At 37.7% G+C, this 24556-nt stretch carries 15 protein-coding genes; 6 read left to right on the top strand and 9 right to left on the bottom strand.

Annotation, left to right across the window (positions count from 1 at the left end; translation table 11 throughout):
* The first annotated feature begins 67 nt into the window (after positions 1 to 67).
* Positions 68 to 400 (top strand): 2Fe-2S iron-sulfur cluster-binding protein, encoded by a 333-nt coding sequence (locus KIM67_RS16420; RefSeq protein ID WP_213832640.1) that lies wholly within the window; start codon positions 68 to 70, stop codon positions 398 to 400.
* 134 nt (positions 401 to 534) lie between these two features.
* Here the strand turns inward: KIM67_RS16420 and KIM67_RS16415 are convergent, their stop codons facing one another.
* Entirely contained in the window at positions 535 to 2274 is a 1740-nt protein-coding gene (locus KIM67_RS16415; RefSeq protein ID WP_213832639.1) for an ABC transporter ATP-binding protein, read from the bottom strand.
* Between the two features lie 137 nt (positions 2275 to 2411).
* Here KIM67_RS16415 and KIM67_RS16410 point away from each other — a divergent pair, with 137 nt between their 5' ends.
* Together KIM67_RS16410 and KIM67_RS16405 are read left to right on the top strand one after the other, a co-directional pair.
* A complete protein-coding gene (locus KIM67_RS16410) occupies positions 2412 to 2621 on the top strand; it encodes an alkylphosphonate utilization protein (RefSeq protein ID WP_213832638.1) in 210 nt (69 codons plus the stop codon).
* Positions 2622 to 2631: 10 nt separating this feature from the next.
* Positions 2632 to 4818 (top strand): acylase, encoded by a 2187-nt coding sequence (locus KIM67_RS16405; protein WP_213832637.1) that lies wholly within the window; start codon positions 2632 to 2634, stop codon positions 4816 to 4818.
* A gap of 150 nt (positions 4819 to 4968) precedes the next feature.
* Here KIM67_RS16405 and KIM67_RS16400 read toward each other — a convergent pair whose 3' ends face one another.
* Entirely contained in the window at positions 4969 to 5610 is a 642-nt protein-coding gene (locus KIM67_RS16400; protein WP_213832636.1) for a hypothetical protein, read from the bottom strand.
* Positions 5611 to 5789: 179 nt separating this feature from the next.
* Here KIM67_RS16400 and KIM67_RS16395 point away from each other — a divergent pair, with 179 nt between their 5' ends.
* Complete coding sequence (locus KIM67_RS16395; RefSeq protein WP_213832635.1) at positions 5790 to 6458, top strand: outer membrane protein; 669 nt, start codon at positions 5790 to 5792, stop codon at positions 6456 to 6458.
* Positions 6459 to 6527: 69 nt separating this feature from the next.
* Here KIM67_RS16395 and KIM67_RS16390 read toward each other — a convergent pair whose 3' ends face one another.
* A complete protein-coding gene (locus KIM67_RS16390; RefSeq protein WP_213832634.1) occupies positions 6528 to 7424 on the bottom strand; it encodes a metallophosphoesterase in 897 nt (298 codons plus the stop codon).
* A gap of 114 nt (positions 7425 to 7538) precedes the next feature.
* Between KIM67_RS16390 and KIM67_RS16385 the strand changes: the two genes are divergently transcribed.
* Positions 7539 to 9911 carry a GAF domain-containing protein gene (locus tag KIM67_RS16385; RefSeq protein WP_213832633.1) on the top strand — a complete coding sequence of 791 codons (2373 nt, stop codon included), beginning with the start codon at positions 7539 to 7541 and terminating at the stop codon, positions 9909 to 9911.
* A gap of 16 nt (positions 9912 to 9927) precedes the next feature.
* On the opposite strand, the gene KIM67_RS16380 is transcribed toward KIM67_RS16385, so the two are convergent.
* On the bottom strand, positions 9928 to 11112 hold the full coding sequence (locus KIM67_RS16380) for a Pycsar system effector family protein (RefSeq protein WP_213832632.1): 1185 nt from the start codon (positions 11110 to 11112) through the stop codon (positions 9928 to 9930).
* Positions 11113 to 11166: 54 nt separating this feature from the next.
* Here KIM67_RS16380 and KIM67_RS16375 point away from each other — a divergent pair, with 54 nt between their 5' ends.
* Positions 11167 to 14883, top strand: coding sequence for a metallophosphoesterase (locus KIM67_RS16375; protein WP_213832631.1), 3717 nt, complete (start codon positions 11167 to 11169; stop codon positions 14881 to 14883).
* On the opposite strand, the gene KIM67_RS16370 is transcribed toward KIM67_RS16375, so the two are convergent.
* The 5 genes from KIM67_RS16370 to KIM67_RS16350 are packed head-to-tail and all read right to left on the bottom strand — an operon-like array spanning position 14880 to position 24482.
* Entirely contained in the window at positions 14880 to 15740 is an 861-nt protein-coding gene (locus tag KIM67_RS16370; protein ID WP_213832630.1) for a hypothetical protein, read from the bottom strand. The two genes, KIM67_RS16375 and KIM67_RS16370, sit on opposite strands and share 4 nt — an antisense overlap.
* Positions 15733 to 16635, bottom strand: a complete 903-nt coding sequence (locus KIM67_RS16365) for a GyrI-like domain-containing protein (RefSeq protein ID WP_213832629.1) — start codon at positions 16633 to 16635, stop codon at positions 15733 to 15735. Before KIM67_RS16365 ends, KIM67_RS16370 begins: the two co-directional genes overlap by 8 nt.
* A gap of 33 nt (positions 16636 to 16668) precedes the next feature.
* The gene (locus KIM67_RS16360; protein ID WP_213832656.1) at positions 16669 to 17997 is read right to left on the bottom strand and encodes a vanadium-dependent haloperoxidase; all 1329 of its coding nucleotides are present in this window, start codon (positions 17995 to 17997) and stop codon (positions 16669 to 16671) included.
* A 13-nt stretch (positions 17998 to 18010) separates the two neighbouring features.
* Positions 18011 to 21259: a VCBS repeat-containing protein gene (locus KIM67_RS16355; RefSeq protein ID WP_213832628.1), complete on the bottom strand. Its 3249-nt coding sequence runs from the start codon at positions 21257 to 21259 to the stop codon at positions 18011 to 18013.
* Positions 21252 to 24482, bottom strand: coding sequence for a VCBS repeat-containing protein (locus tag KIM67_RS16350; RefSeq protein ID WP_250149298.1), 3231 nt, complete (start codon positions 24480 to 24482; stop codon positions 21252 to 21254). The genes KIM67_RS16355 and KIM67_RS16350 overlap by 8 nt, the downstream gene beginning before the upstream one ends.
* Positions 24483 to 24556 lie beyond the last annotated feature (74 nt).

Below are 24556 nucleotides of genomic sequence, written 5' to 3'. Positions count from 1 at the left end.
GTCTCAACCACTATTTCACTAGCAACTATAGCACTAACACACTATTTTTCACTAACTAACCAAATCAATGTCCGATATCAAAATCAAAATAACCGACCGAGAAGGAACGCTGCACGAAGTGGACGCCCCTACCGATATGAACATGAACCTGATGGAAGTTGTACGCTCCTACGAGCTTGCTCCAGAAGGTACTATTGGAATTTGTGGTGGAATGGCTATGTGTGCTTCTTGCCAATGTTATATAAAATCCAAGCACACACTTCCAGAAAAGTCTGATGAAGAAGAAGCGATGCTTTCCGAAGCGTTTTTCGTAGAAGATAATAGCCGATTGGGATGCCAAATTCATATGACGAATGATTTGGATGGTTTGGAAGTGGAATTGGCCCCTGAGGAGGTTTAGCCCTGTCATATTGAGCGTGGCGGAGATCTTTTTAATTATTTTTCGTTTCATTGTGAACGATTAACAATATGTAATATAAAATCTAGCAGCGTAGCGGTCTAAAGTTTTATATCTATAAGCGTTAGCGTTCTAACTCAAATTCTCGCCTGATACGTAAACAGATTATAATACCTTCCTTCAGAGGCAATCAATTCTTCATGGGTGCCCTGTTCGGCAATATTTCCATTTTCGATTACTAAAATTTGGTCTGCTTTTCGGATTGTACTTAGACGGTGTGCAATGACAAAAGTGGTTCTGCCCTTTGTCAATTCTGCTAAACTCTTTTGAATAAGTGCCTCAGATTCTGTATCCAGACTAGAGGTTGCTTCGTCTAAAATTAGTATCCTTGGATTCGCTAAAATAGCACGAGCAATAGCGATACGTTGGCGTTGTCCTCCAGAAAGCTTCACGCCGCGTTCCCCGATCAAGGTGTCGAGGCCATCATCAAATCTATCCGTAAACTCATTTACATAGGCAGCTTTTACCGCTTCCAACAACCTTTCCTCGGAAGCGTTGGGTCTAGGAAAAAGAATATTTTCCCGAATTGTGCCCTCAAACAAAAAATCGTCTTGGAGTACAACCCCTAAGTGCTGTCTAAAACTATTGAGGTTTACTTTTGATAAATCATGGCCGTCAATGGTGATTGTACCCTTGCTCGGATTTAAAAAACTGGCGGCCAACCCGGCAATTGTAGACTTTCCAGAACCCGAACTGCCCACCAATGCGATTACCTGTCCTGATTTAACCTTAAAACTAATGCTGTGTAAAACCTCTTCATCCTCTTCATAAGAAAAAGAAACGGTATTGAAACTAATGTCGCCGTGAATAGCATCCAATTGAATGGCTCTATTTTTTTCGTCGGACTCAGCTGTTTCGTTCATCAGCTCCTCTGTGCGATCCAAACCTGCCAAGGCTTCTGTAAGTTGGCTGCCTATATTGCTCATTTGAACGATTGGTGCGACCATTAATGCGAGCAGAAACGTAAATTCAAAATATTGCCCGGTAGTAAGTTCGCCCTGCATCATTTTATAACCACCATAACCCATCATAATTCCCGTAGTGGCCAATCCTAAAAGAAACGTGGATGAGCTTGTCATTATCGCAGTGGCCGTCAAACTTTTTTTTACATTTTTGAACAATCGTTCTACGCCGGTTTCAAAAACTTTCCCTTCTTGTACTTCTGCATTGAATCCTTTGATTACTCTAATCCCACTTAACGTTTCTGTAAGTCGTCCCTTTACCTCGGCATTGATTTTACCACGTTCTCGGAAAACAGGGCGTATTATTTTGAACGCTTTTAAAGCAATGATTGCAAATAAAATCAGTGGAATAAAGGTCAAAAGGGTCATTCGGGGACTTATTCTTAGTAGTAAAATCAGTGAAACAACTGCAGTAATGGTGCCTCCTACCAATTGAACCAATCCGGTCCCGATAAGATTACGCACTCCTTCAACATCGCTCATAATCCTAGAAACCAAAGCGCCGGATTTTGTGTTATCAAAGAAACGAATGGGCAGTGAGAGAACTTGTTTTTGTACTTGTGCTCTAAGTTCAGATATCATAAACTGCGCTTGAATGCTCAAAACTTTGGTCAACAGAAAGGACATTATTGCTTGAACCAAAAATGAGGCAATGACAATGGCAACAAGAATTTTCAAAAAATCATAATTCTTGTTGGGTACGATATCATCTAGAAAATATCTAAGGGATATAGGTGCTACAAAACTTGAAGCTTTACTAATTACAATTAGTAAAAGTCCGGTAAAGACAAGATTTCTTCTAGGCCAAATAATGATTTTAAAGGCCTTTAAAATGCTTACTTTTTTTTCTGACATAAATGGTATTAAAAGAAGCCGCAAGTTACTTTAAAAACCATTGGGATTACCAATGGTAATATTGAGTTGAAGTTTTTTGATTCAAATGTTAGTATTTATCTTTTGAGACACTTAATTTCACACCTAAACAACTATTTATGGATACAAAGGATAGTAATGGTAACGTTTTAGAGGATGGTGATAATGTTCACGTGACCAAGGATTTGAAGATTAAGGGCATGTCCAAAACCTTAAAAAGAGGAAATGTCATTAAAAATATCCGTTTGACCGGAAGCCCTCAAGAAGTAGAATGTAGGGTAGGTAAGGCACAAATTGTGTTGAAAACCCAATTTTTAAAAAAAGCTTAAATATAATGCCATGAGAGTACTATCCTTGATTACTTTATTTTTTCTGGTAAGCTGTTCATCCAAACCACAAGACCAGAAAGCACTAACTGAAATTGAAAAATGGAAGTCACAAGCTGAGAACATCACTATAATCAGGGATGATTATGGGGTTCCGCACATATATGGTAAAACCGATGCAGATGCCGTTTTTGGATTATTGTATGCGCAGTGTGAAGACGACTTTAACCGTGTGGAACAAAACTATATCTGGGCTACTGGAAGGTTGGCAGAAGTAGAGGGTGAAGAGGCGTTGTATAGTGATCTTCGTGCCAAACTTTTTATGACAGAAGAGGAAGCCAAGGCGAACTATGAAAAGAGCCCGGATTGGTTGAAGAAATTGTGCGATGCCTTCGCTGACGGAATTAATTATTATCTGCATACCCATCCCGAGGTAAAACCTAAATTATTGACCCGTTTTGAACCTTGGATGCCCATGTATTTTAGTGAAGGAAGTATCGGTGGGGATATAGAGCGCATTTCCATTAAAAAAATCAAGGCGTTTTATGAAAGCGGTATGGAGATTCCTGAGCTTGAGGCGTTGAAAATGAAAAAGGCAGAGGAAATGGAGGAACCTCAAGGATCTAATGGTATAGCCATTTCAGGAGCATTGACCAAATCTGGCAATGCAATGTTGTTGATCAATCCGCATACTTCCTTTTATTTTAGGGGTGAAGTACATGTGGTTAGCGAAGAGGGATTGAATGCGTATGGTGCGGTTACATGGGGGCAATTTTTTGTATATCAGGGTTTTAATGAAAAAACAGGATGGATGCACACATCGACCTATACCGATGTGATGGATGAGTTCAAAGAAACTGTTGTAAAGAACGATGATAATTTGTTTTATCAGTATGGAGAAGAATTAAGGCCAGTAGAAAAATCTGAAGCCATTTTAAAATACAAAGATAATGATGGATTGAAAGAGAAAAGCTTTCCGATGTATCGTACACATCATGGACCTATTACTCATGCTGTTGATAAGCAATGGACGGCTTCGGCAATGATGTGGGAACCCGTAAAGGCTCTAGAACAATCTTTTGTTCGAACCAAACAAGAAGGATATAAGGGATTTCGAGAGATGATGGATATCCGAACAAATTCTTCAAACAATACCGTGTATGCAGATGCGGAAGGGAACATTGCTTATTTCCATGGAAATTTTGTTCCTAAGCGAGATACTATTTTTGACTTTACAAAACCTGTAGATGGCAGCAATCCAAAAACGGATTGGAAAGGTCTGCATACCGTGGATGAGAATATCTTGATTTTGAATCCAAAAAATGGATGGATCCAAAATTGCAATTCCACGCCTTATACTGCAGCTTTGGAATATAGCCCCAAACGAGAAGATTATCCAAAATACATGTCAAGAGACCAAGAAAATTTTAGAGGTGTCCATGCCATTGAGTTATTGACAGATAGGGATGGATACACTTTGGATAGTTTGATTCAACTTGCGCATGACCCTTATCTTCCTGCTTTTAAAGCTTTGATTCCTGGATTGATTAAGGACTATGAACGCTATGACGATAAGAATCCTAAGTTATTGGAACCTATTGAAGTATTGAAAAAATGGGATTTTACTACTTCTGAAGAATCTATAGCTATGACCTTAGCACATTTTTACGGAACACACTATTACAAGGTTGGAAAATATCCAAAGGGAATGACGCCCATGGAGCGTGTTACCTTTTGGGGGAGCGATGATCCAAATGGAGAACAACTAAAGATTTTTGAAGAAGTAATCGACCAACTTGTTGCAGATTTTGGTACTTGGGAGATGCCATGGGGCCAAGTTAATAGATACCAAAGACTCGATGGGGATATCCGTCAGCCTTTTGATGATTCGAAACCCAGCATCCCGATCGGATTTGCCAGTGGGCGATGGGGTGCTTTGGCCGCTTATGGTGCACGCTACGATAATGATACCAAAAAGATTTATGGTACTCGTGGCAATAGTTTTGTGGCTGCCGTAGAATTTGGTGAAAAAGTAAAGGCAAAGACTATTCTAGCAGGTGGTCAGAGTGGCGACCCAAAATCCCCTCACTTCGATGACCAAATACAAATGTATTCAGCTATAAAATGGAAAGATGCTGCGTATTATAAAGAAGATGTTTTAAAAAGAGCGGTAAAGACCTATCAACCTGGTGCAGAGTAATTTTGTTAGGAGTTAGGAGTTAGGAGTTAGGAGTTAGGAGTTAATGTTGTTCTTGAACTTTGAATTTGCGCTTGAACTTGAATTTGTACTTGCGCTTTGAACTTGAACTTTGTATTTGAGTTTGAACTTTGAATTTGTATTTAAAAAACCCTACTCCTCTCCTTTAACAACGATAAGACTAGCTTTAGATCCAGTGGAAAGATTCCATCGATTGTTGTGAATGACAACGCCTTTATCATCAGTAATAACAACTTGAGCAGTGTTAGGGCCCGATGAACCTTGGTTCAGTGCTTCAAAATCGAGACGATTAAATCCTTTGATCAAATCAAGGTTGATTCCTTTAAAAGAACCAGTAAGTAAAATATTGGGCTCTACCACTTCTCCATTGACGTATATTTTCACGCGGTCACCATCAACATATTCATGATCCCTGCAGACGATGCCCACAAATTTCCCCGTAGTTTTTACATCTCCTAAGTATTGATCACCAAAATGTTTTTTAGAGCCTTTTTTTTCTTTCTCCCCTACTTTGGGATCAATGACCATATTGTGCCCAGCTTGGACCAATTCTCGGTCTGGAAGCATTTTAATGCCAGGGTTATTGCTATCAGAAGTTAAGTTCTCATTGATAACGGAAGGCATACGCAACGAAGTTCCTTGATTCGTAGGCTTTATATCCAAAGTATTCCGTTCTCCAATTTTAAGCGGACGTGTCGTAGGAAGGTCACCTTGAGCCATCACTATAGTATGGCCAAAAATGATAAGAGAAAAAAGAAAAACAAGCTTTTTCATAGGAACTTGGTCGATACAATGTTTTAAAGTTAACAAATACCTTGCCATTACAGTAATAAAAGGAAGTTAAATCTAAAAGTAGCTATGCCTCGTTAAAGTCTTCATAAACCAGTTTGGATGGGCCATAGGGGAACAATACTTGATAGCGATTAGGCTTAATCTTTTAATTTAAAACGAACATGAAAAGAGTAGTACTAGTTGCAGCATTGTTTGGTGTAATATCCATTCAAGCACAAGAAGAAATCAACGACAAGCTGACTATCGAAAAAGGGACATGGATCCTTGGTGGAAATGTGTCTATTGGGACGAATAACTTTGAGTCTACATCAGAGTTCAATAATGAGATTTTACAAAATGAATCTGATCGATTTTCAGTTTCCGTATTTCCCAGATTTGGATATGCTTTTAACGATAATTGGATAGTGGGATTGGTAACGGAATATAGCTTTAATAAGACTGAGAATGAAAATTTCAACTCAGAGTTGAGCACATCCGAGTTTAAAAGTGAATCTTTGGCCCTGGCACCATATGTTAGAAGATATTTTGGCGTAACCAAAAATCTGGCTTTTTATGCACAGGGAGAATTGGGATATGGAAAATCGTGGTCTGAAGATATTGGAAGTGATCAAGAACGCCGAACTTCAGAAGCGGACCGATTTTTTGTTGGGTTACGCCCAGGAATATCATTCTTTGCCTCAAAAAATCTGGCATTTGAATCATCTGTAGGGTTACTTCAATATACTTCGGTCACAGGTGAAGATAGTTCAGGTGCTGAAAATGAAAATCAAGGCTTTAATTTCAATTTGAACGCATCTAACCTCTTGTTCGGTCTATCCTATTTTTTCTGATGTGAAACAGAGCCCGCTAAGTTTTAGCGGGCTTTTCTGTATTCTTAAATTATTTGCTATTGATTGCAACTACTTTTCAATGTAATCCGATAGTTTTTCCGGGCCTTCCAACAATAAGCGTACTATTTGCAAAGTGCCATCAGGTTTGGTAGCGATTTGCCACTTGATCAGGGATATTTCCCCATTTTCTATTTCCAGTCCGGTAATGCTTCTAGGATGTACACAACTACCTGCATTAAAATAGGGAATTTGTTTTGGCTCCGGAAAACGTGGTCTGTGCGTATGTCCCGAAATTGTAATCTTAAGATTGTTTCTTAAAATCCAACGTTTAATTCTTCTTTCTATTCTTATGAGTTCTTTATAATTTTTCGCTGGACTTGTAGGGTCGGCAATACCAACTACTTGTAGTGGTTTCCAAAGAACTCGAACAAGGAACCTTCCAATACGCCAACAAACATAGTTCCACCAATCCGCTTGGTGTCCGTGTGTGCAAAACAATTCTTGGTCTGTCTTCTTATGCTTTAGAATTAGAGCTTCGTGGTAAGTTATTCCTTCAAAAAGCTCTTTGTCCGAGCCATCTATAGGTTCAAAATAGCTCGATAAGTGCTCATTCACATAGAATTTGTCCCTATAGACCATATCGTGGTTGCCCCATACCATATACAGTCTGTTTTCAAGATGAAACTGCCGTAACAATTGAAAAACATTTTTATGCGCCTCAAAAATTGATTCAAAAGTAATGTTCTCCCAAAGTTCATCACCATCTCCCAGTTCACAGTATTGAAATCCTTCGCGATAGTAATGGTTCAAGGCGTGAAAGTAAATGTTTCTATTGTTTGCAAAATCATCTGCAAAACTGTTGTCGCCCCTATGGCAATCACTAAAAAGTATGAACTTATCACTGTCATCAAATTCGATGATTTTGGCACTTTTGAAAGCTCGGTCTAACCTTTTGAATGAGGACATACGCCAATTTTTTTTAAATATCCAAAAAATGTGGCTAATCGAGTATTGAATTCATTGATAATGTCCCATTATTTCTTTTTGTAACTTTACGGTTAAAATCTCGTCTAACCCCATATGGAGAATAATGGCAACATAGAAACCCCAATGTTGAAATTAGTAAGTTTCAATAAATTATTGGAACATTATGATAATCAACTTAACAGCAAGGATAAGTACTTGGCGGATAGGGCAAAATATGTCTTGGATGCGCAAGCACCGTACCCTGAGTTGAGAGATGGTTTTGATGACATTACTTTACTGGACAAACACAAAGAAGTTATCAGCATTATTCTTGCGGATACGTTTGCTCCCGTATTGACCAATAATGAGATTAAGACGGCGTCGACACCTTTCGAAAACTTGGTGTTCAATTCATCTGAACGCTTTCAGAAAATCCTAAAGGATGCTGGTCAAGGTTTTGAACTGGAGATTCGGAATCTGCCTATGGATATCAATTACATTATGAAATGTACCATAATCCTAAATTTTTATTATGGGTTTAAGATGGATTTGAAACGTCCATTGTTCTATGATATTCCAGATGCAAATGGGGTCATGCGTCATTATAGGATACTCTATAATGCGGATTTTATGGAAATTATTCCTACGGAACTCTCCAAAGAGCTTTCCCAAGAAGATGTTGATGAACTCTTGGAAAATTTTGATGATTTAGAACTTTGGAAAGAAAAAATTCCACCAAATAGTTTTATCTCGAAGGGTTTTGTGATTTCCAATATGTTCGATGTCAGTGCTGAGCATTCCATTTCCGAAATAAAATCTACGCTTATAGGTAGTAACAAAAGGGGTAATGAAGACTTTATGGACAGTTTTCAAGACACTTTTAGATCGCTGTTTAACTTGAAAAAAATCAATGTTGGATTTGCAGGTTATGATGCCAATACCAACAAGTTTTTAAAAATATATGGAAAGGGCATAGAAAGCTATATTCTCAAAGGGATGGAAACCGAATCATGCAACTCTATTTTGTGTGACCATTCTTATGGCAAGTTGTTTAATGAAAACACGTATGTCGCCATATCGAATGTGGATAAATATTATGAGAAATCTGGTGGAGGTCAACCGTACAAAAATCTTTATGAGCAGGGCATAAAAAGTGCTATTCTTGCTCCAATAGCGGACAATGGGGTGCTATTAGGAGTTCTGGAATTGGTCTCAACTACTGTAAACGAATTAAATAGCGTCAACGCCAATAAGTTGGATGATGTGATGCCTTTCATTGTTTCCGCAGTCATTCGGTCTATTGAAGAAGAAGAAAATCTGGTAGATGCGATTATACAGCATGAATGTACTACGGTTCATTCTTCGGTATATTGGAAATTTCAGGAAGAGGCAAAACGTTTTATGGCAGACGAACTTCTGGGAAATCAACCCATTTTTAAGGAAATTGTATTCAAAGATGTTTATCCGCTTTATGGCCAAGTCGACATTAAGGATTCTTCTAAAGAACGAAATCTTTCGATCCAGCGGGATTTAATGATTCAACTTTCAGAAATCAATGATGTTTTGTGGGCGGCTGTTAAAAAATATCAACTTCCCGTCTACGAGGAGTTGATGTATAGGGTGGATACGTATTTAGAAGAAGTGCGAGATGCACTGTACACACACACCGAACAAGCGATTTTTGATTTTGTAAAAGAAGAAATAACCCCTGTTTTCGTGCATTTAAAAAAGGAGGACAAACAGCTAGGAAAATTGGTTGAGGGGTATGAGGCCCAGATTGATGCTGAAACCGAATCCTATTATGATCATCGTCGTAATTATGATAATAGTGTAATGGAAGCCAATATGCAATTGGCAGCTTTGTTGGACCGAAAACAATTGGATGCCCAAAGAATGTTCCCACATTATTTTGAACGTTACAAAACAGACGGTGTAGAACACAACATGTACATTGGTAGTTCTATAGCAAATGATAGGAATTTTAATGAATTGTATTTAAGTAATTTAAGGTTATGGCAGCTTCAGGTAATGTGCGATATGGAGAACAAGTACTATACGCTCAAATCCAAATTGCCCGTAAAACTGGATGTAGCTTCGTTGATTTTGGTCTATAGCGCTTCATTGTCCATTAGGTTTAGAATGGATGAAAAACGTTTTGATGTAGACGGTACATATAACGCACGATACGAAATCATCAAAAAACGTATTGATAAATCCTATATAAAAGGTACTAATGAAAGATTGACCCAGAAAGGGAAACTGTCTATTGTCTACTCACAGCGAAAAGATGAAAAAGAATACCTGCGCTACATTAAGTTCTTAAAATCTAAGGGGTACTTTACCAACAATATTGAAATCGTAGAGCTGGAAGGTTTGCAGGGCGTTACCGGATTAAAAGCAATAAGAGCTGAGATTTTGTACACCAAAGATGTAAAATCTGAACGTACGTATACCTATGAGGATCTAATGGAAGAATTAAAACCCTAAATTTTAATTAGATATCTTATTTAGGTTGTCCATAAAAGTGAAATGAAACCCCAAAAGCAATCACGGATATTACTATACCTATGATAAAAATAGTATAGGTCCAACGTAGAATGTTATATTTTCTGTTCAGGACAAGTCCCAAAAAGTACAGGTCCTTGGTAAGTGACGAATAAATGTAATCTTTGTCCTTAACCAATTCCTGAATGGCCCATTCATAATCATTTAGGCTCATTTTATGAAAATTTCCAAAGAACAGCAGGTTTACTTTTTTGTCCTGAACATCTTGTTTGGTAAACTGCCCGCTGGTTACGTTTGGCCTTGTTGCCAAAACTGCTAGTATCATAGAAATAACACTGAAAGAGATAAATATGGCCGTGGGGTATATGAGATAGGTATTGGAAGGATTATCCAATTTAGGAATAAGGTTGGAAAGCGCGACAGATATGATAATGGCATTTACGGATAACAAGATATTGGCCTTGGTGTCCGCAATATCACTTAAGGTCAAATGGTTTTTTAAGGTTACTCTAAATAAGGTTTGAATGCCTCTATCTGGACTTTCACTTTTGTATTTAGCTTTTAAGGCCTCTTTTTTAGCAATTTCTTTTTCTATCTTTTTTTCCTTTACCAGCTTTTTTAAATTCTGCTCTTTTCCTTCTTCCCAATTTTCTTTTGCATATTGGGTATAAAATTCATGCTCATTTCTAAACATCTTTATGTTTTCATCCCTCCATTCTTTGTTTGAATAATTGGCAATTTCCAATTTTTCCAATTCATCTTTCAAAAATTCCGCTGTTTCCCAATAGCTTTTTTTTGCAAAATGTGAGGCATCCGCATCTCTTATGATTTCTTCTTGCAAATTTTGAGGTTCATAATACCTTTTTGTTGCCATGATGTTGGTGCATACCTGTTCAATACCTTCTGGACTATAATTCTGCTCTTTTAGAAATTCTGTAGCTATGCTACAGCTAGCCTCCTCATGGTTTTCAATGGTTTTTGTATAGCCTGTATCATGAAACCAAGCCGTCAATAGAAGCCTTTCATTCTCATTGTCTCCAAGGGTATAGAAATTGAGTAATTCTTTAGTACTTTTAACCACACGTTGGGTATGTCGTAAATTGTGGTATAAAATTTTTGGATTCAATTCATTTTCCAAGATTTTGGAGACAAATTGTTCAGCTTTTTCAACTATTTCCGACATACATAACGTTTTGAATTCCCCAAAATACAAAAATTTGAAATCAACCTCATTGATATGAAAAAACATTACCTCGTTCTTCTATTGCTTGTTGTTGTTTATAGTTGCGCTACGTATGAAACAAAGTACGAAACTCCCTTTACTAGTCAGAAAGTTAAAACTGATAAGGAAGTAGAACATACATTTTATTTGATAGGGGATGCCGGTACGTCTCCAATGGGCGAATTAAACCCTGCCTTGAAAATTTTAAAGGCAAAATTGGATAAGACGGTAAAAAATAGCACTACAATTTTTTTAGGAGACAATATATACCCTGCTGGCCTGCCAGATAAAAAGGATTCGACCATTGCATATATAGAAGCTAAAAACCATCTTGATGCCCAGCTTAAATCTGTATCCGATTATAAAGGTAAAGTAGTTTTTATTCCAGGAAACCATGATTGGTATAATGATGGATTGAAAGGTCTAAAGCGACAAGAAAAGTATATTGAAAAAGCGTTGGATAGTAAAGAAGTCTTCTTCCCCGAAAACGGTTGTCCAATTGAGAAGATTGAGATAGGTGATAATATTGTTGTTGTTGCAATCGATACGGAATGGTATCTGGTAAATTGGAACAAACATCCTACCATTAATGATGATTGCAACATAAAAGACCGTGGAAGATTTTTGGAAGAATTGGAAGGGATCATAAAGAAAAATCGGGATAAAACAGTGATTCTTGCGTTGCACCATCCCATGTTTACCTATGGTTCCCACGGTGGATATTATTCTTTTAAACAGCATATGAACCCGAGTGGGGGCAAGTTTCCTTTTCCTGTTTTCGGTTCAATAGCGAATGTTTTACGTAGAACTTCAGGAGCAACTATAGAAGACCAATCCAATAAAATCTATGATCAGTTAAAAAATAGGATTGTGACCCTGGCGCAATATTCGGATAATGTAATTTTTGCTTCTGGGCATGAGCATACGCTGCAATATATAGTTGAAAATGGAGTGCCACAAATAGTTAGTGGTTCTGGTGCAAAAAAGGGTGCTACCAAACTTTTGAATGGCAGTAAGTTCTCTACAGGGCATATGGGTTACGCAACGCTAAAGGTATACAAAGATGGCTCGTCGAATGTAGATTTTTTTGGGGTTGGAAACGATGGGAATGAAGAACTGTTATACCATACCGAAGTTTTACCTCCAAATGAGAAACCACAGGAAAAAGAATATAGCGATGACTTTCCTGCCACTATGAAAGCATCAATCTATACCGAAGAAGAAATTGATAGAGGAGGTTTTTATAAATGGGTCTGGGGAGAGCGTTACAGAAAATATTATGCAACTAAAGTAGAAGCGCCAACCGTTCTTTTGGACACGTTATTTGGTGGATTAACGGTGGTGCGAAAAGGAGGGGGGAACCAATCAAACTCTATTAGGTTGCAGCATAAGGATGGAAGGCAGTTTGTAATGCGTGCAATGCGAAAAAGTGCAGAACGGTACTTACAGTCGATTGCCTTTCAAGAGCAGTATATCATTGGTGATTTTGAAGGGTCGTATACTGAAAAACTTTTAATGGATTTTTATACAGGGGCACACCCTTATGCACCTTTTACGATTGCGCCACTATCAGATGCCGTGGGTCTTTACCATACCAATCCAAAACTGTACTATGTTCCAAAACAAAAAACCTTGGGAGGGTATAATGACGATTTTGGAGGTGAGCTTTATATGATTGAAGAACATGTATCTGAAGGGCATGACGATTTAGCAAGCTTTGGATACACAAAAAAGGTTGAGAGCACCTATGATTTAATGGATAAACTAAGGAAGGATGAAAAATATAGAATAGATGAGAAAGAATATGTAAAAGCGCGTTTGTTCGATATGATGATTGGCGACTGGGACCGTCATGTTGACCAATGGCGCTGGGCAGGATTTGAGGATGAAGGTGATAATTTGGTTTTTAAACCCATACCTAGAGATAGGGATCAAGCTTTTTCAATTTGGGGAGATGGAGCTTTGATGGCCTTTGCCTCCCGTACTGTACCTTCACTTAGAATATTTGAAGGTTTTAATGAAGAAATAAGAAACGTAAAAGGCTTTAATTCTTCTCCAAGAACTTTTGCTTTGGATATGGCACTTCTTTCCCAAACCGATATTGATTTATGGGTAGAGCAAGCAAAATATATCCAAAACAATGTAGATCAAGAAGTGGTTGAGAAGGCCTTTTCTTTTTTTCCAAAAGAGGTGAACGATGAGACGGTATCCAATTTCAAAAAAATCTTGCTGGCAAGAAAAGAGAACCTTGTGGAAACTGCCCTGGAATATTTTAAGGTTATCAACAAATACAGTGTTATCACGGGAACGGACAAAGATGATTATTTTGAAATTAATTCCTTAAAGGATGGAAACTTACAGGTGAAAGCTTATCGAATAAAAGATGGAAAACGGCAAGATTTGTTTTTTGAAAAAATATATCGCCCAGAATTTACCAAAGAGATTTGGCTGTATGGCTTGGATGATGATGATGTTTTTGATGCCAAGACAAATGCCTCAAAGATTAAGGTGAGAATCGTTGGGGGTCATAACAATGATATCTATAAGATATCTGATGATAGCAAGAAAGTCCATATTTATGATTTTAAAGCTAAAAAGAACACTTACGATGAAGCGTATAGCGGTAAAATTCATAAACTCAACGACTACGATACCAACACCTATGCGTTTCTCAAGGTAAAGGCTAGTAATAATCAATTATTGCCATCGCTGGGATTTAATCCAGATGATGGATTTAGAATCGGACTTACGGATACGTATACTTTTAATGGATTCAAGCAAAATCCGTTCACACAGCAACATACATTCAATGCGGCTTATTATTTTGCTACGAATGGGTTTGATTTAGGGTACAATGGTGAGTTTGCAAATATCTTTGAAAACATAAATCTAGAACTGAATGCAAAATTTACCAGTCCAAACTTTAGCATCAACTTTTTTGGATTTGGTAATGAAACTGAAAACAATGATGATGATGAACCATTGGAACTGGATTTTAACCGGGTAAAGATCAGGACCATAGCCTTTGCTCCATCTTTGGTCTGGAGAGGCTATTTGGGTTCAAAAGTGCGCTTGGGCGTTTCTTATGAAAACTACGATGTTGAAGAAACGGATAATCGTTTTATTGAAGGATTTTTTACGGATACCGGAAGGGATACACAACAGGATTTCTTTGGTGTTGATGCTGAGTACAACTATTCCAACACGGATAACGAAGCTTATCCGACACTTGGGATGAGTTTTTCATTGCATGGCGGATACAAGACCAATTTGAGCGACTCGGATAGGGCATTTGGATTTATAATACCTAGTTTATCGATTGACCATAAATTGTCTTCCAGTGGAAGATTGGTGCTTGCCTCCAAAGTAAAGGCGCACTTTAATATTGGAGATGACTTTGAGTTTTATCAAGGAGCTAGTATAGGGGCCAATAATGGTTTAAGGGGCTTCCGCTTTCAACGGTTTGTTGGGAAAACCGCATATTTCCAAAATACGGATTTACGCTATAGTTTCAGGAGACAACGAACGGGACTTTTACCCGTGACCCCAGGTGTTTTTGGAGGTTTTGATTATGGAAGGGTTTGGTTTCCCGGTGATGCTTCTGGACAATGGCATAATTCCTACGGTGGTGGGTTTTTTGTGAACGGAGCCGATATTCTATCTGCTAACTTGGGACTGTTCAACAGCTCAGATGGATTGCGATTTGCTTTTGGGGTAGGTTTTGGATTTTAATCTATTTTATAGGAATACAGATTGCGTCCTTTGGTCTTGGACTGCTCGTCCGCGATAACTAACAGGTTGTTATCCAGAAAACAAATAGATTCTTGTTGGGTTCTGTGTTTTACATCTATGGTCGTTAAGACTCCTTTTGTGAAATCATCAGAAGCGAAATCCGTAAAAAGCCATATAAAACCAGAACCTAAGAGAACAATTTTTTTACCATTCGGCGAAATGTCCGCTGCCGTTATAGAACAAAACTGCGAATCTATACATGCGGTAAATTCACCCACTAATTCTGCTGTATATGTACCTTTTGCAGCCGGAATTTTATAAATTAAGGCTTTCCCGTTATAGGGCTTTGTTCTGTTTTTTGTTATGAGATATAAAAAACCATCCCTATAAAAAAATGCCTCGCAATCATATACCAGTTCTGATTTCTTAGGCGGAAATTCGTCTTGTTCCGGATAATGGAATTTTATTTTTTTAGCTTCAATTTTATTTCCTGTTTCGTTTTCTGGACTAGGTAACTTATAAATACAAAGATTTTTTCTGTCGTTGGCATTGTTTCCAAAATCACCAATATATAAGTTGCCCAAGTTGTCTTTTGCCAAATCTTCCCAGTCCTTGTTTTCAGCATCTTTTACATCGAATTTTTTGATGATCTTGCCTTCAAGATTCACCTTATAGATATCATCTTTATTGCCATTGTCCTCAATTGCCCATATAGTCGTACCATCTAAAGAAACGATTCCTGATATTTCACTCAGTTTTGAAGGTAATTTCCCTAAAAATGTTAGGTCTCCATAATAGGGTTTTTGTGCGCATCCTTGAATGAAAATAAGAATGAGGAAATATTTGATTCTATTCATTGGATTGTTTTAACGGCATGTATACTTCGGCAATCCATTCCAATTCATTGCCTCCCATATTGGGATTATTTTGAAAAACTTCTATTGGGGTTTTCTCCAAGTTTATAGCATTCATTTCAGCATAATCCAAAAGTTTGTACCAAGCCCTGTCCGAAGTAATATAATTTCCATTATAAATAGCTTTTAAAGCTTTTTTCGATTCAAAGTTCTTATACTTTATTTCTTTGTTCATGGGCAAAGAATCCTGTTTTAGAATTGGAAAACAAAAATTATATTCAATACTGTCGCTCGCCATATCCCATTTGGTGATTTCAACAAACGGATTGCCATTTACTTTAAGACCGTTTTCTTTTACAAAACCACTTAAAAAAGGAAAATCGCGCATCATTCCAAATGCTTTTTCGGACTGCAAGCCTTTTACATATAAGTAAGCGCAGTACGTTGACTTTAATTCGTCCTCTCCAACAATTTTCACTCTAAATTTTTTAAGATGCTCGTTCAAATATTGATTAAAGTTCAATAAATTTTTTTTGGATCGTTTTTCTATGACGGTCGATGTAAAGGGAATCATGATTTTATTCATCAAACTATGGTCTAAGTCCTTAATGTGTACTTTGACTTTTGAGGTAGAATCTGTAAGGGGAATAATGTTCCAATCATAAGTAACAATGCTATCTCCAAACTTTAATTGTTGTTCAATATTGCGAATGCCAAGTTCTTTGAGTGGAGCATCTACGACCATGTTTTTTTCCCAATCTTTAATAGTTTGATTTACGGTACCGGGAAAAGTATTTACAGTGAAGGAAACCAAATAATCGGCTGGCTTAATGAATAGATACCAAACTAGGGCAGCTGAAAGTACAGCGAAAAGTACCAAAGAAGTCTTCCTTTTCATCAGTAGTTAATTTTACTTTTTTTAATTTAAGATTTATTGAACCATGTTAAGATTGTCCACTACAAATTTGCCTAAACGTCTTCCTTGGTCTACGCCAACATCAACCGCTGCCCTATAGTGAATACCTCCGTACATCCTACTAATAGCGGCTTCATTAGCAGCTTGTTTAAAGGATGTGAACGAACGAATGGGTAGGCCGTAAGGAACCTCGGTATCATCATCAAAGGCAAAATTGTCCCCGAAAATGTGGGTCAAAGCTACTGCAGCAGCTCCAGAAACAACACTGTGACCACTTGTGTACTCAGGAAACGGAGGGGTTTGAAGAATAGGTTCCCAATTTTCATCGATATGCTCATTGATCAAGGTTTCTGGTCGTATGAGGTTACTTCTATATTTTTCGTCCCAACAACTAATAAAGGCATCTGCCATGGCAATGGATGCTTTTGTGTAAGCATAAACTGTTTTGTTTATATCGGCATTTGAATTTCTACTGGCTATTTTGGTGATACCTATCCAATGTGCTCCGGGCGTAATCTTTTTTGTTGCAAACATTAAATGCCCGCGGGTAACTGAAACATAAGGGTTGCAATCCCAAAATTGGGCAATCTCGACCTCTTCCGAAGCATCTCCCGAAGCGGTTATTTCGTTGCTAATGTCATAGACTTCTTTTAATTCCTTGTAGAAATCAGAACCCTCTTCCATGGAGAAAGCAGGAGGAGGGGTTGGCTTAAATTGACTTGCGGAATCGATTACAAAAGGTCTGATTTTATTCCAGTGTGGTTCTATCCCGGCCATATATGCTGGAGGAGTAGGTTGCCATCTAGAAGGATTATCCGTATCTACCGTAAACTTGGGCATGGTTCGGGTCTGGTTGTAGTTATCCTTATTCATCCATTCAGCTACATGTTCGGCAACCGTAAGACCATATTTTTTGGATGCGTTGAATTCATTGGTATTTTTGTCTTCCCAAATCGTATAAAGGCTATCTCTATATGCTTCAATCCTATCTTCAGAAAAAATAAGTCGCTTGCTCAATTCCATATGCGCAATTAAAGCAGCCAATTCATGATTTACAGTTTCAGCTTCACTAGGGAGAGGAATGGCCGTGAAGTCCCTAACTTGATTTGCCAATGATACATATTCATTGTCCTGCAAAGCTAAAATTTCATATGCAGCAATGTTTGGATAAGCAAAAATCCTACTCGCAACAGGAGGAGAAAAAATATCGTGGATCATTACCTCGATTACCTTGTCCACAGCATTATGAAAGTCATCTGGGGCAATGGTAATCGGTTCGTTCTTCTTTGTACAGGAAAAAAGAAAAATGGAAAATATAAATACTAAGCCTATTCGCTTTTTCATCATTGTAATTGTTTTATTTCAACAGTTCGTAGACATGTGTCTTATCATTGTTCACCGTTACTAATAGATATGTTCTGTTTTTTAAGCTAAAAACAGCAAGGTTTCTGATAGATTTTTGGGTAAGCTCTAAACCAAGCTCATCACCTAAAATTATGTCATTTTCATTACTTATCAATGCTCCTGGAAAAGAATCGAACTTTCCATGGAATGGAGTTACACCAAAATAGTTCCCTGCGGCCAGCACTTCATTTTTAGAATCCCCATTAAAATCATAGGTCAGAAAAGTTAGTATTGGCGAAACCTGTAGTTCTGCTTTAAAAGGCACAAAGGTGTATGTGTCACCATTATTTTTCAAGTATCCGGAATGTAGCTCATGTACTTTTAAAACTTCAGCTTTAGCTAACGTAGTTTTATCAAAAAGCTCTTCCATGGTTTTTCCTGCAAAGCTCTTATAGGTATTGAATTTTTTTCTCAAAGAAACCAATTGCGCAGATAGCTCATCCAATCCTAACAGTGGATAATATTTCCCGTCTTTTTCTGTAGCTACAATAGTTTCGGTACTGCCATTACTGTCAAAATCTGAAAAATAAAGCCTCATAGGAGCTTTTTTAGAGGCATTGAACTTTGAGTTTGTGCCCCAATTACCCAATAGGTAATCCGTGTCCCCATCCCCATCTATGTCAAAAGGTTGAATGGTCTGCCATAGACCATTTAGCTCATTTTCCAGTACATCCACTTCTTTAAAAGTATCTCCTAAATTTTTAAAGAATCTAGGTGCCATCCATTCCCCTATCAAGATGAGGTCGTCCAATCCATCATTATCAAAATCTGACCAAGTAGCATCGGTAACCATCCCTGTATTTTGAAACGGTATGTTCTCCATTACTGAAAACCTACCTTTATCATTTTCCAGCAAGTATGAATTTGGGATTTCCCCGAATCTGGAGGTTACGACATTACTCCCCACAAATAAATCTAAATCACCATCTTTATCATAATCGTTTACCTTGATTACAGAAGTATTTTCAAAAAAGTCAGAAATAGTACCCTCTGTAAATAAAGTATCTTTTTGAATAAAATAGCTATTTAATAACGCTTTGGTTTTTCCATAGAAATCAGCTCCACCAGAACCCAGAAAAACATCGTTTTTTCCATTTCCAGTGAGGTCTTTTATCAACGCAACTACATCCTCTTTTACAGAATCTTTTTGTAGTTCCGGAAATTTTTCTTCGGTAAATAATGTATCTCGTTGTAGATAAATTTTTGAAGAAAAGAATTTTGAACCTCCAAAGAATACATCTTCTTTTCCGTCGCCATTTAAGTCTCCGATTGCTGTGGCCGGTCCTCTGTCGGATACACGATATGGAATGAGCTTTTCCCTATTGAAATCGATATGGTTGTCCTCTTTGTGAGTGAAATTCAATCCTGAATTATCTTTAACTTTTTTGAAAATCGGTTTTGTTTTTGGTTTTATGCTTTCATAGTTAAATGGCTCGGTGCCATTCGGTTTTATCGCTAAGGTTTGATTAACTTCAATATCTTTTAAAGTTTGATAGGATTTGTCTGGCCAAACAATTCTTAGCGAATCTACCTTCCGTACGGTTCCATATCCAAAATGAACCATTGGTTCTGAGCTGGATTGAAACCCACGACTTGTATAGAGTTCTTTATACTGTAGTTTCCCTTCATGATATGAATAGACTTTCGTTCCTATTGCAAATGGATTCTTCCCTTTATATTTCAGTCGGATTTTCAAATAATTTGAGGTGGTATTGGTTTTGTTCAAATAAATTGTGGCAGGTCTGTTGATGTTGTTGGTGACCAAATCCAAATCTCCATCATTGTCCAAATCCCCGTATGCCGTAGCTCCAGATATCAAAGTATCTTTTGTGATCCAGCTATTGGATTTATTCTCGAATTGAAGATTTGATTTTCCTTTAAAAACAACGTTATTAATTGCTCCCGAAGGCATCAAGTTCAATGCTTTCTGATCTACCAGTTTTGTATTGTCCAGTTTCTTCTGAATCTGTTCGTTCGAGATAAAACGGATATAGTCCAAGTCGTTCGGTCGCTTGGGAATACCATTGGAAACGAATAGATCTTGTTCCCCATCTTGATCATAATCGCCAAAAAGAGCGCTCCAGCTCCAATCCGTAGCAGCAACTCCGCTTAAAAGAGCGGTCTCTAAATAGTTGCCACTTGGCTGATTTACATAAAGCATGTTTCTTGTAAACTGATAGTGATAACCATATCGTTCCGTTCGCAAACGTTGCACTTGGATGTTATCATCGCCTTCAGAGGATTTAAGGGGTATTTCGTCTTCTGGCAGCATATCCAACGAAATAAAATCTGGTAGTCCATCGTGGTTAATGTCAGCAACATCGCTCCCCATAGAAAATCTACTGGTATGCCCAAAATGCTTGCGAAGACTTTCGGTAAAAGTTCCATCACCGTTATTTAAATAATAATAATCATCTTCATGAAAATCATTACCTATATAAAGATCAGGGTATCCATCTACATTAAAATCAGAAACGGCTATTCCCAGACCATAGCCATTTATTCCACCGTAAATTCCAGCTTCTTCACTTACATCGGTAAATTTTCCATTATCGTTTCTAAGCAATCTATCCCCGGTTTCGTAATTTCTGGTATATCGCAAATCAACCTTGCCAAAAGATTCTTGGGTGTGTACAGCGTGGTTCAATATATAAAGATCCAAATCCCCATCAAGGTCATAATCTAAAAAAGCCGCAGAAGAACTGTAGGTGTCAAAATCCAAACCATATACTGATGCCTGCTCTATAAAGGTGTTATCTCCATTGTTAATATAAAGTTCGTTGGCACCTTCAAATCCATTGATTCCGACTACGGCACATACGTAAATATCCAAAAAACCGTCCCCGTTAACGTCGCCCATTATAGCGCCCGTGTTCCACGTGCTGTTCCCTTGAATGCCTGCTTTTTCAGAAATATCTTCAAATTTTAAATTGCCCTTATTAAGGTACAGGGCATTTTTTACCTGATTTCCGGAAAAGAAAATATCGGGCAAACCATCGTTATTGATATCGCCTATGGCTACGCCGCCTCCATTGTAAAAATAGAGATAATCCAAAATGTTTAGGTCATCGGATTCTGATAGGGTATTTGTAAAAGAAATACCGGAATCCTCAGCGGATGGATTTGAAAAAAGTTCACCTTCTTTTTTTCCACAACTTAAGACCAGCAATAAAATAATGACCGAAGCGGTATAGTTATTCATTTTGATTACTTTCTAAAAACAAAGGAGCGGAATTATTAATGCCTACAAGATAAAATTCCTTTGTATCAATAGTTATTTTTTCAATACTTCTGGATGGTCCAGGAATATTGATTTTTAAATCTTTGGCCCAATACAATCCTTTTTCCCCAAAGCGTAAAAATATGCCATGCGATGCATCCATCCTACCGAGTTGTGTACTAATTTCATAGTTGTTCCCAACGGTAAGAATTTCCTTTTTTCCATCTTCATCAAAATCAGCTATCATCATATCGTTTATAGTGGAAATCTGTGCCATTTTAGGGAGTTCAATTTTTCTGAACGTGTTATTTCCCAAATTTTCAAAATAACAGCTGGAAAGCTCATAAACCTTTTTCTGTATAGTCTTCTCCAGATTTTTTGAACCAAAGAGCTCGTTCATGGATGCCTTTGCAAAGTCTTTATAGGACAGAAACTTTTTATTTAAAAAAGGCATTTGTTTTACCAACTCGTCTTTAGAGGCAAAAGGAGTTTCTTTTTCATTGTGAAAATAGGTGACCAATGGTTCAACGGAGCCATTCGAATCAAAATCATGGCTATACAGCGTAATAGGGTATTCCAATGAGGCTTTAAATTTACTGTTCTGGCCCCAATTACCAGCTATGAGGTCTATATCACCGTCATTGTCAAAATCTTCTGCAAGAATACAGTTCCAAAACCCATTGGTCTTTTCCAGCCCATTATTTAAGGCAGGATTTAGGTTTTTTCCATCATTCATGAAAATGGAAAGTGGCATCCAATTGCCTACTGCAATAAGGTCTTTGAATCCATTACCGTCCAAATCTATCCAAACAACATCTTTGATGTTGCCTACGGATTCAAAGCTTTTCGCAACAGTTGCGGTTACATTTTTAAAATTGCCCTTCCCATCATTTTCGAATAAATATTGTGCCGAAGTCATTCCAAACTCCTGTGGCACTTGGTCCGAAGTAATCGTGAGGTCCATATCACCGTCGTTATCAAAATCGACTGCGATTACTTTTGAAGCATTCAGCTCTATATCAGGGAATGCATCGGGCTGTTTTTCAAAAACACCCTTATTGTTGAGGTAAAGCCTTGGCTCAATCCTATTGGAGGATTTGAACTCGTTGCCCGCACTCACTACTATCAAATCTTGAAACTCATCGCCATTGGCATCAAAAAAGGCATGGGAGATATCTTCGTTAAAGGCATCGACAGCAAAAACGGTTTCCTGTTCGCTGTTAAAAGAACCATCAATCTGTTGAACATATAATTTGGAAGCTTGTGCTTTTGCCCCTGATATAAAAATATCTTGTAGCCCATCATTGTTTATATCGGCAATCGAAATTGAAGGCCCCTCGTTCGTATTGGCAAATGGTACTAAGGGATCTCTGTCGAACTCAAATGTATTCTGCTCTTTATGCACAAAAGGGAGTATACTATCCTTTTGAACAAGTATAGAACGTCTTCCATAATCATTTTCCAGATAAAAGTTGCCAGCTGCGTTTTTCTCTTCCAGTTTTAAGTTGCCAGCTGCAACAGCCTTTAAAGTTTGGTGTTTTCCACCTGGCCAGATGACAGTGAGCGAGTCTAAAATAGAATCCTTGCCAATCCCCATTTGAATGGTATTGGGAACTGCGGATAGATATCCCCTGCTCACAAAGTTCTCCTGGGTAATAGTTCTGTTCTTGGTGTAGGCAATAACCTTAGCTCCAATACCAAATGTATTGTTCGTATTTCCTTTAAAAACTAGCTGTAAAGCATTTTGCTTCGATGTTTCGTTGAATGTGTTCTCCAAGATTGAAGCCTCATCATTGACATTGTTTATTACTAAATCCAAATCTCCATCGTTATCCAAGTCTGCGTAAACACAACCATTGCTAAAGGAAGCTTCTTTTTTAAACCAAGCATCGGTTACGTCTTTAAACGTAAGGTCACCATTGTTGCTGAAGAAATAATTAGGGACTTTTTTTTCTGGAAGTTCGTTGATGAAAGCCATTTCTTTTTCGGACATTCCTTCTTCAATTTTCTTCTGGATTTTATCATTGGCAATAAAACTGATGAAGTCCATATCATTGGTTGCCCCCTTTATTCCGTTAGAAACGAACAGGTCTTTATGACCATCATTATCAAAATCTGCAAAAAGAGCTCCCCATGACCACTCTGTGGCAGAAATACCGGAAAGATTTGCTATTTCGCTAAAATTGTTGTCTCCCAAATTTAAAAGAAATGCATTTTGCATGTATTGTGGCGCGAATCCGTTTTTTAGATATTGCTGGTATATGGGAAAAGGATATTCCAGACCAGAGGTTTTATAGGTTTCCAGATTTTCAGGTAACATATCCAACGATATAATATCGGTTAGGCCATCGTTGTTCACATCAGCAATATCGTTGCCCATAGAGAAATGCGAAGTATGTCCGACCTTTTTATCGTCTTCTGAAATTATCTCTTTAAATGTTCCATCTTTTTGATTGATATAGAGATAATCATTTTCAAAAAAGTCATTTCCAATGTAGATATCTGGATAGCCATCGTTGTTTAGGTCACTGATTCCTATACCAAGACCATACCCAATGCCACCTTGAAAAATTCCTGCATCTTTTGAAACGTCTGTAAAGTTACCATTATCATTTCTGTACAGTACATCACCTGATAAGTGGGCAATCTGCTTTCTTTTTGTTCCTTTTCCATAAGAGCGATTTGGATTTACAGAATGATTTAGTAAAAACATATCTAGATCACCATCGGTATCGTAATCGAAAAAAACGGCTTGGGTAGAAAACCCGGAAAAATCCAGGTTGTATTTTGATGCTTCTTCTCTGAAGCTGGGTATTCCCTGTTCGTTCATTCCCTGATTCACATAGAGCAAGTTTTTGCCTTTAATACTCTTGTATTGGCCAACCTTGCAGATATAGATGTCCAATAGTCCGTCATTATTGATGTCTACATGGGTAACTCCAGTTGTCCATCCATCCTTGTTCTGAATATTGGCAGCTTCTGTAATATCATCAAATTTAAAGTCTCCCTTGTTTAAATATAGCTTATCCCCAGTTTGGTTTCCAGTAAAATAGAGGTCGATTAAACCATCGTTATTGAAATCTCCCGCTGCAACACCTGCACCGTTGTAATAGTAGAGATAGGTGAGAATGTTTAGCTCTGGAGTGTCCTTGAGCTCATTTTTAAAAGTTATACCAGTATGCGAAGAAGGTAGCTTTCTAAACATTTTTTCCTCTTTCTTATTACAAGAAATGAAAATGCTTAGAACCCAAAAAGCCAATAAAACCCTAGTCATACGAA

It is taken from the genome of Flagellimonas sp. 389, assembly GCF_018449435.1.
Taxonomy (GTDB): Bacteria; Bacteroidota; Bacteroidia; order Flavobacteriales; family Flavobacteriaceae; genus Flagellimonas.
Note: the sequence above shows the minus strand (reverse complement) of the source record. Positions and strands in the feature narration are given on the sequence as shown.

Coding starts and splice junctions, on each gene's coding strand:
- KIM67_RS16420 (WP_213832640.1), top strand. CDS start 68: ATGTCCGATATCAAAATCAAAATAACCGACCGAGAAGGAACGCTGCAC.
- KIM67_RS16415 (WP_213832639.1), bottom strand. CDS start 2,274: ATGTCAGAAAAAAAAGTAAGCATTTTAAAGGCCTTTAAAATCATTATT.
- KIM67_RS16410 (WP_213832638.1), top strand. CDS start 2,412: ATGGATACAAAGGATAGTAATGGTAACGTTTTAGAGGATGGTGATAAT.
- KIM67_RS16405 (WP_213832637.1), top strand. CDS start 2,632: ATGAGAGTACTATCCTTGATTACTTTATTTTTTCTGGTAAGCTGTTCA.
- KIM67_RS16400 (WP_213832636.1), bottom strand. CDS start 5,610: ATGAAAAAGCTTGTTTTTCTTTTTTCTCTTATCATTTTTGGCCATACT.
- KIM67_RS16395 (WP_213832635.1), top strand. CDS start 5,790: ATGAAAAGAGTAGTACTAGTTGCAGCATTGTTTGGTGTAATATCCATT.
- KIM67_RS16390 (WP_213832634.1), bottom strand. CDS start 7,424: ATGTCCTCATTCAAAAGGTTAGACCGAGCTTTCAAAAGTGCCAAAATC.
- KIM67_RS16385 (WP_213832633.1), top strand. CDS start 7,539: ATGGAGAATAATGGCAACATAGAAACCCCAATGTTGAAATTAGTAAGT.
- KIM67_RS16380 (WP_213832632.1), bottom strand. CDS start 11,112: ATGTCGGAAATAGTTGAAAAAGCTGAACAATTTGTCTCCAAAATCTTG.
- KIM67_RS16375 (WP_213832631.1), top strand. CDS start 11,167: ATGAAAAAACATTACCTCGTTCTTCTATTGCTTGTTGTTGTTTATAGT.
- KIM67_RS16370 (WP_213832630.1), bottom strand. CDS start 15,740: ATGAATAGAATCAAATATTTCCTCATTCTTATTTTCATTCAAGGATGC.
- KIM67_RS16365 (WP_213832629.1), bottom strand. CDS start 16,635: ATGAAAAGGAAGACTTCTTTGGTACTTTTCGCTGTACTTTCAGCTGCC.
- KIM67_RS16360 (WP_213832656.1), bottom strand. CDS start 17,997: ATGAAAAAGCGAATAGGCTTAGTATTTATATTTTCCATTTTTCTTTTT.
- KIM67_RS16355 (WP_213832628.1), bottom strand. CDS start 21,259: ATGAATAACTATACCGCTTCGGTCATTATTTTATTGCTGGTCTTAAGT.
- KIM67_RS16350 (WP_250149298.1), bottom strand. CDS start 24,482: ATGTTTAGAAAGCTACCTTCTTCGCATACTGGTATAACTTTTAAAAAT.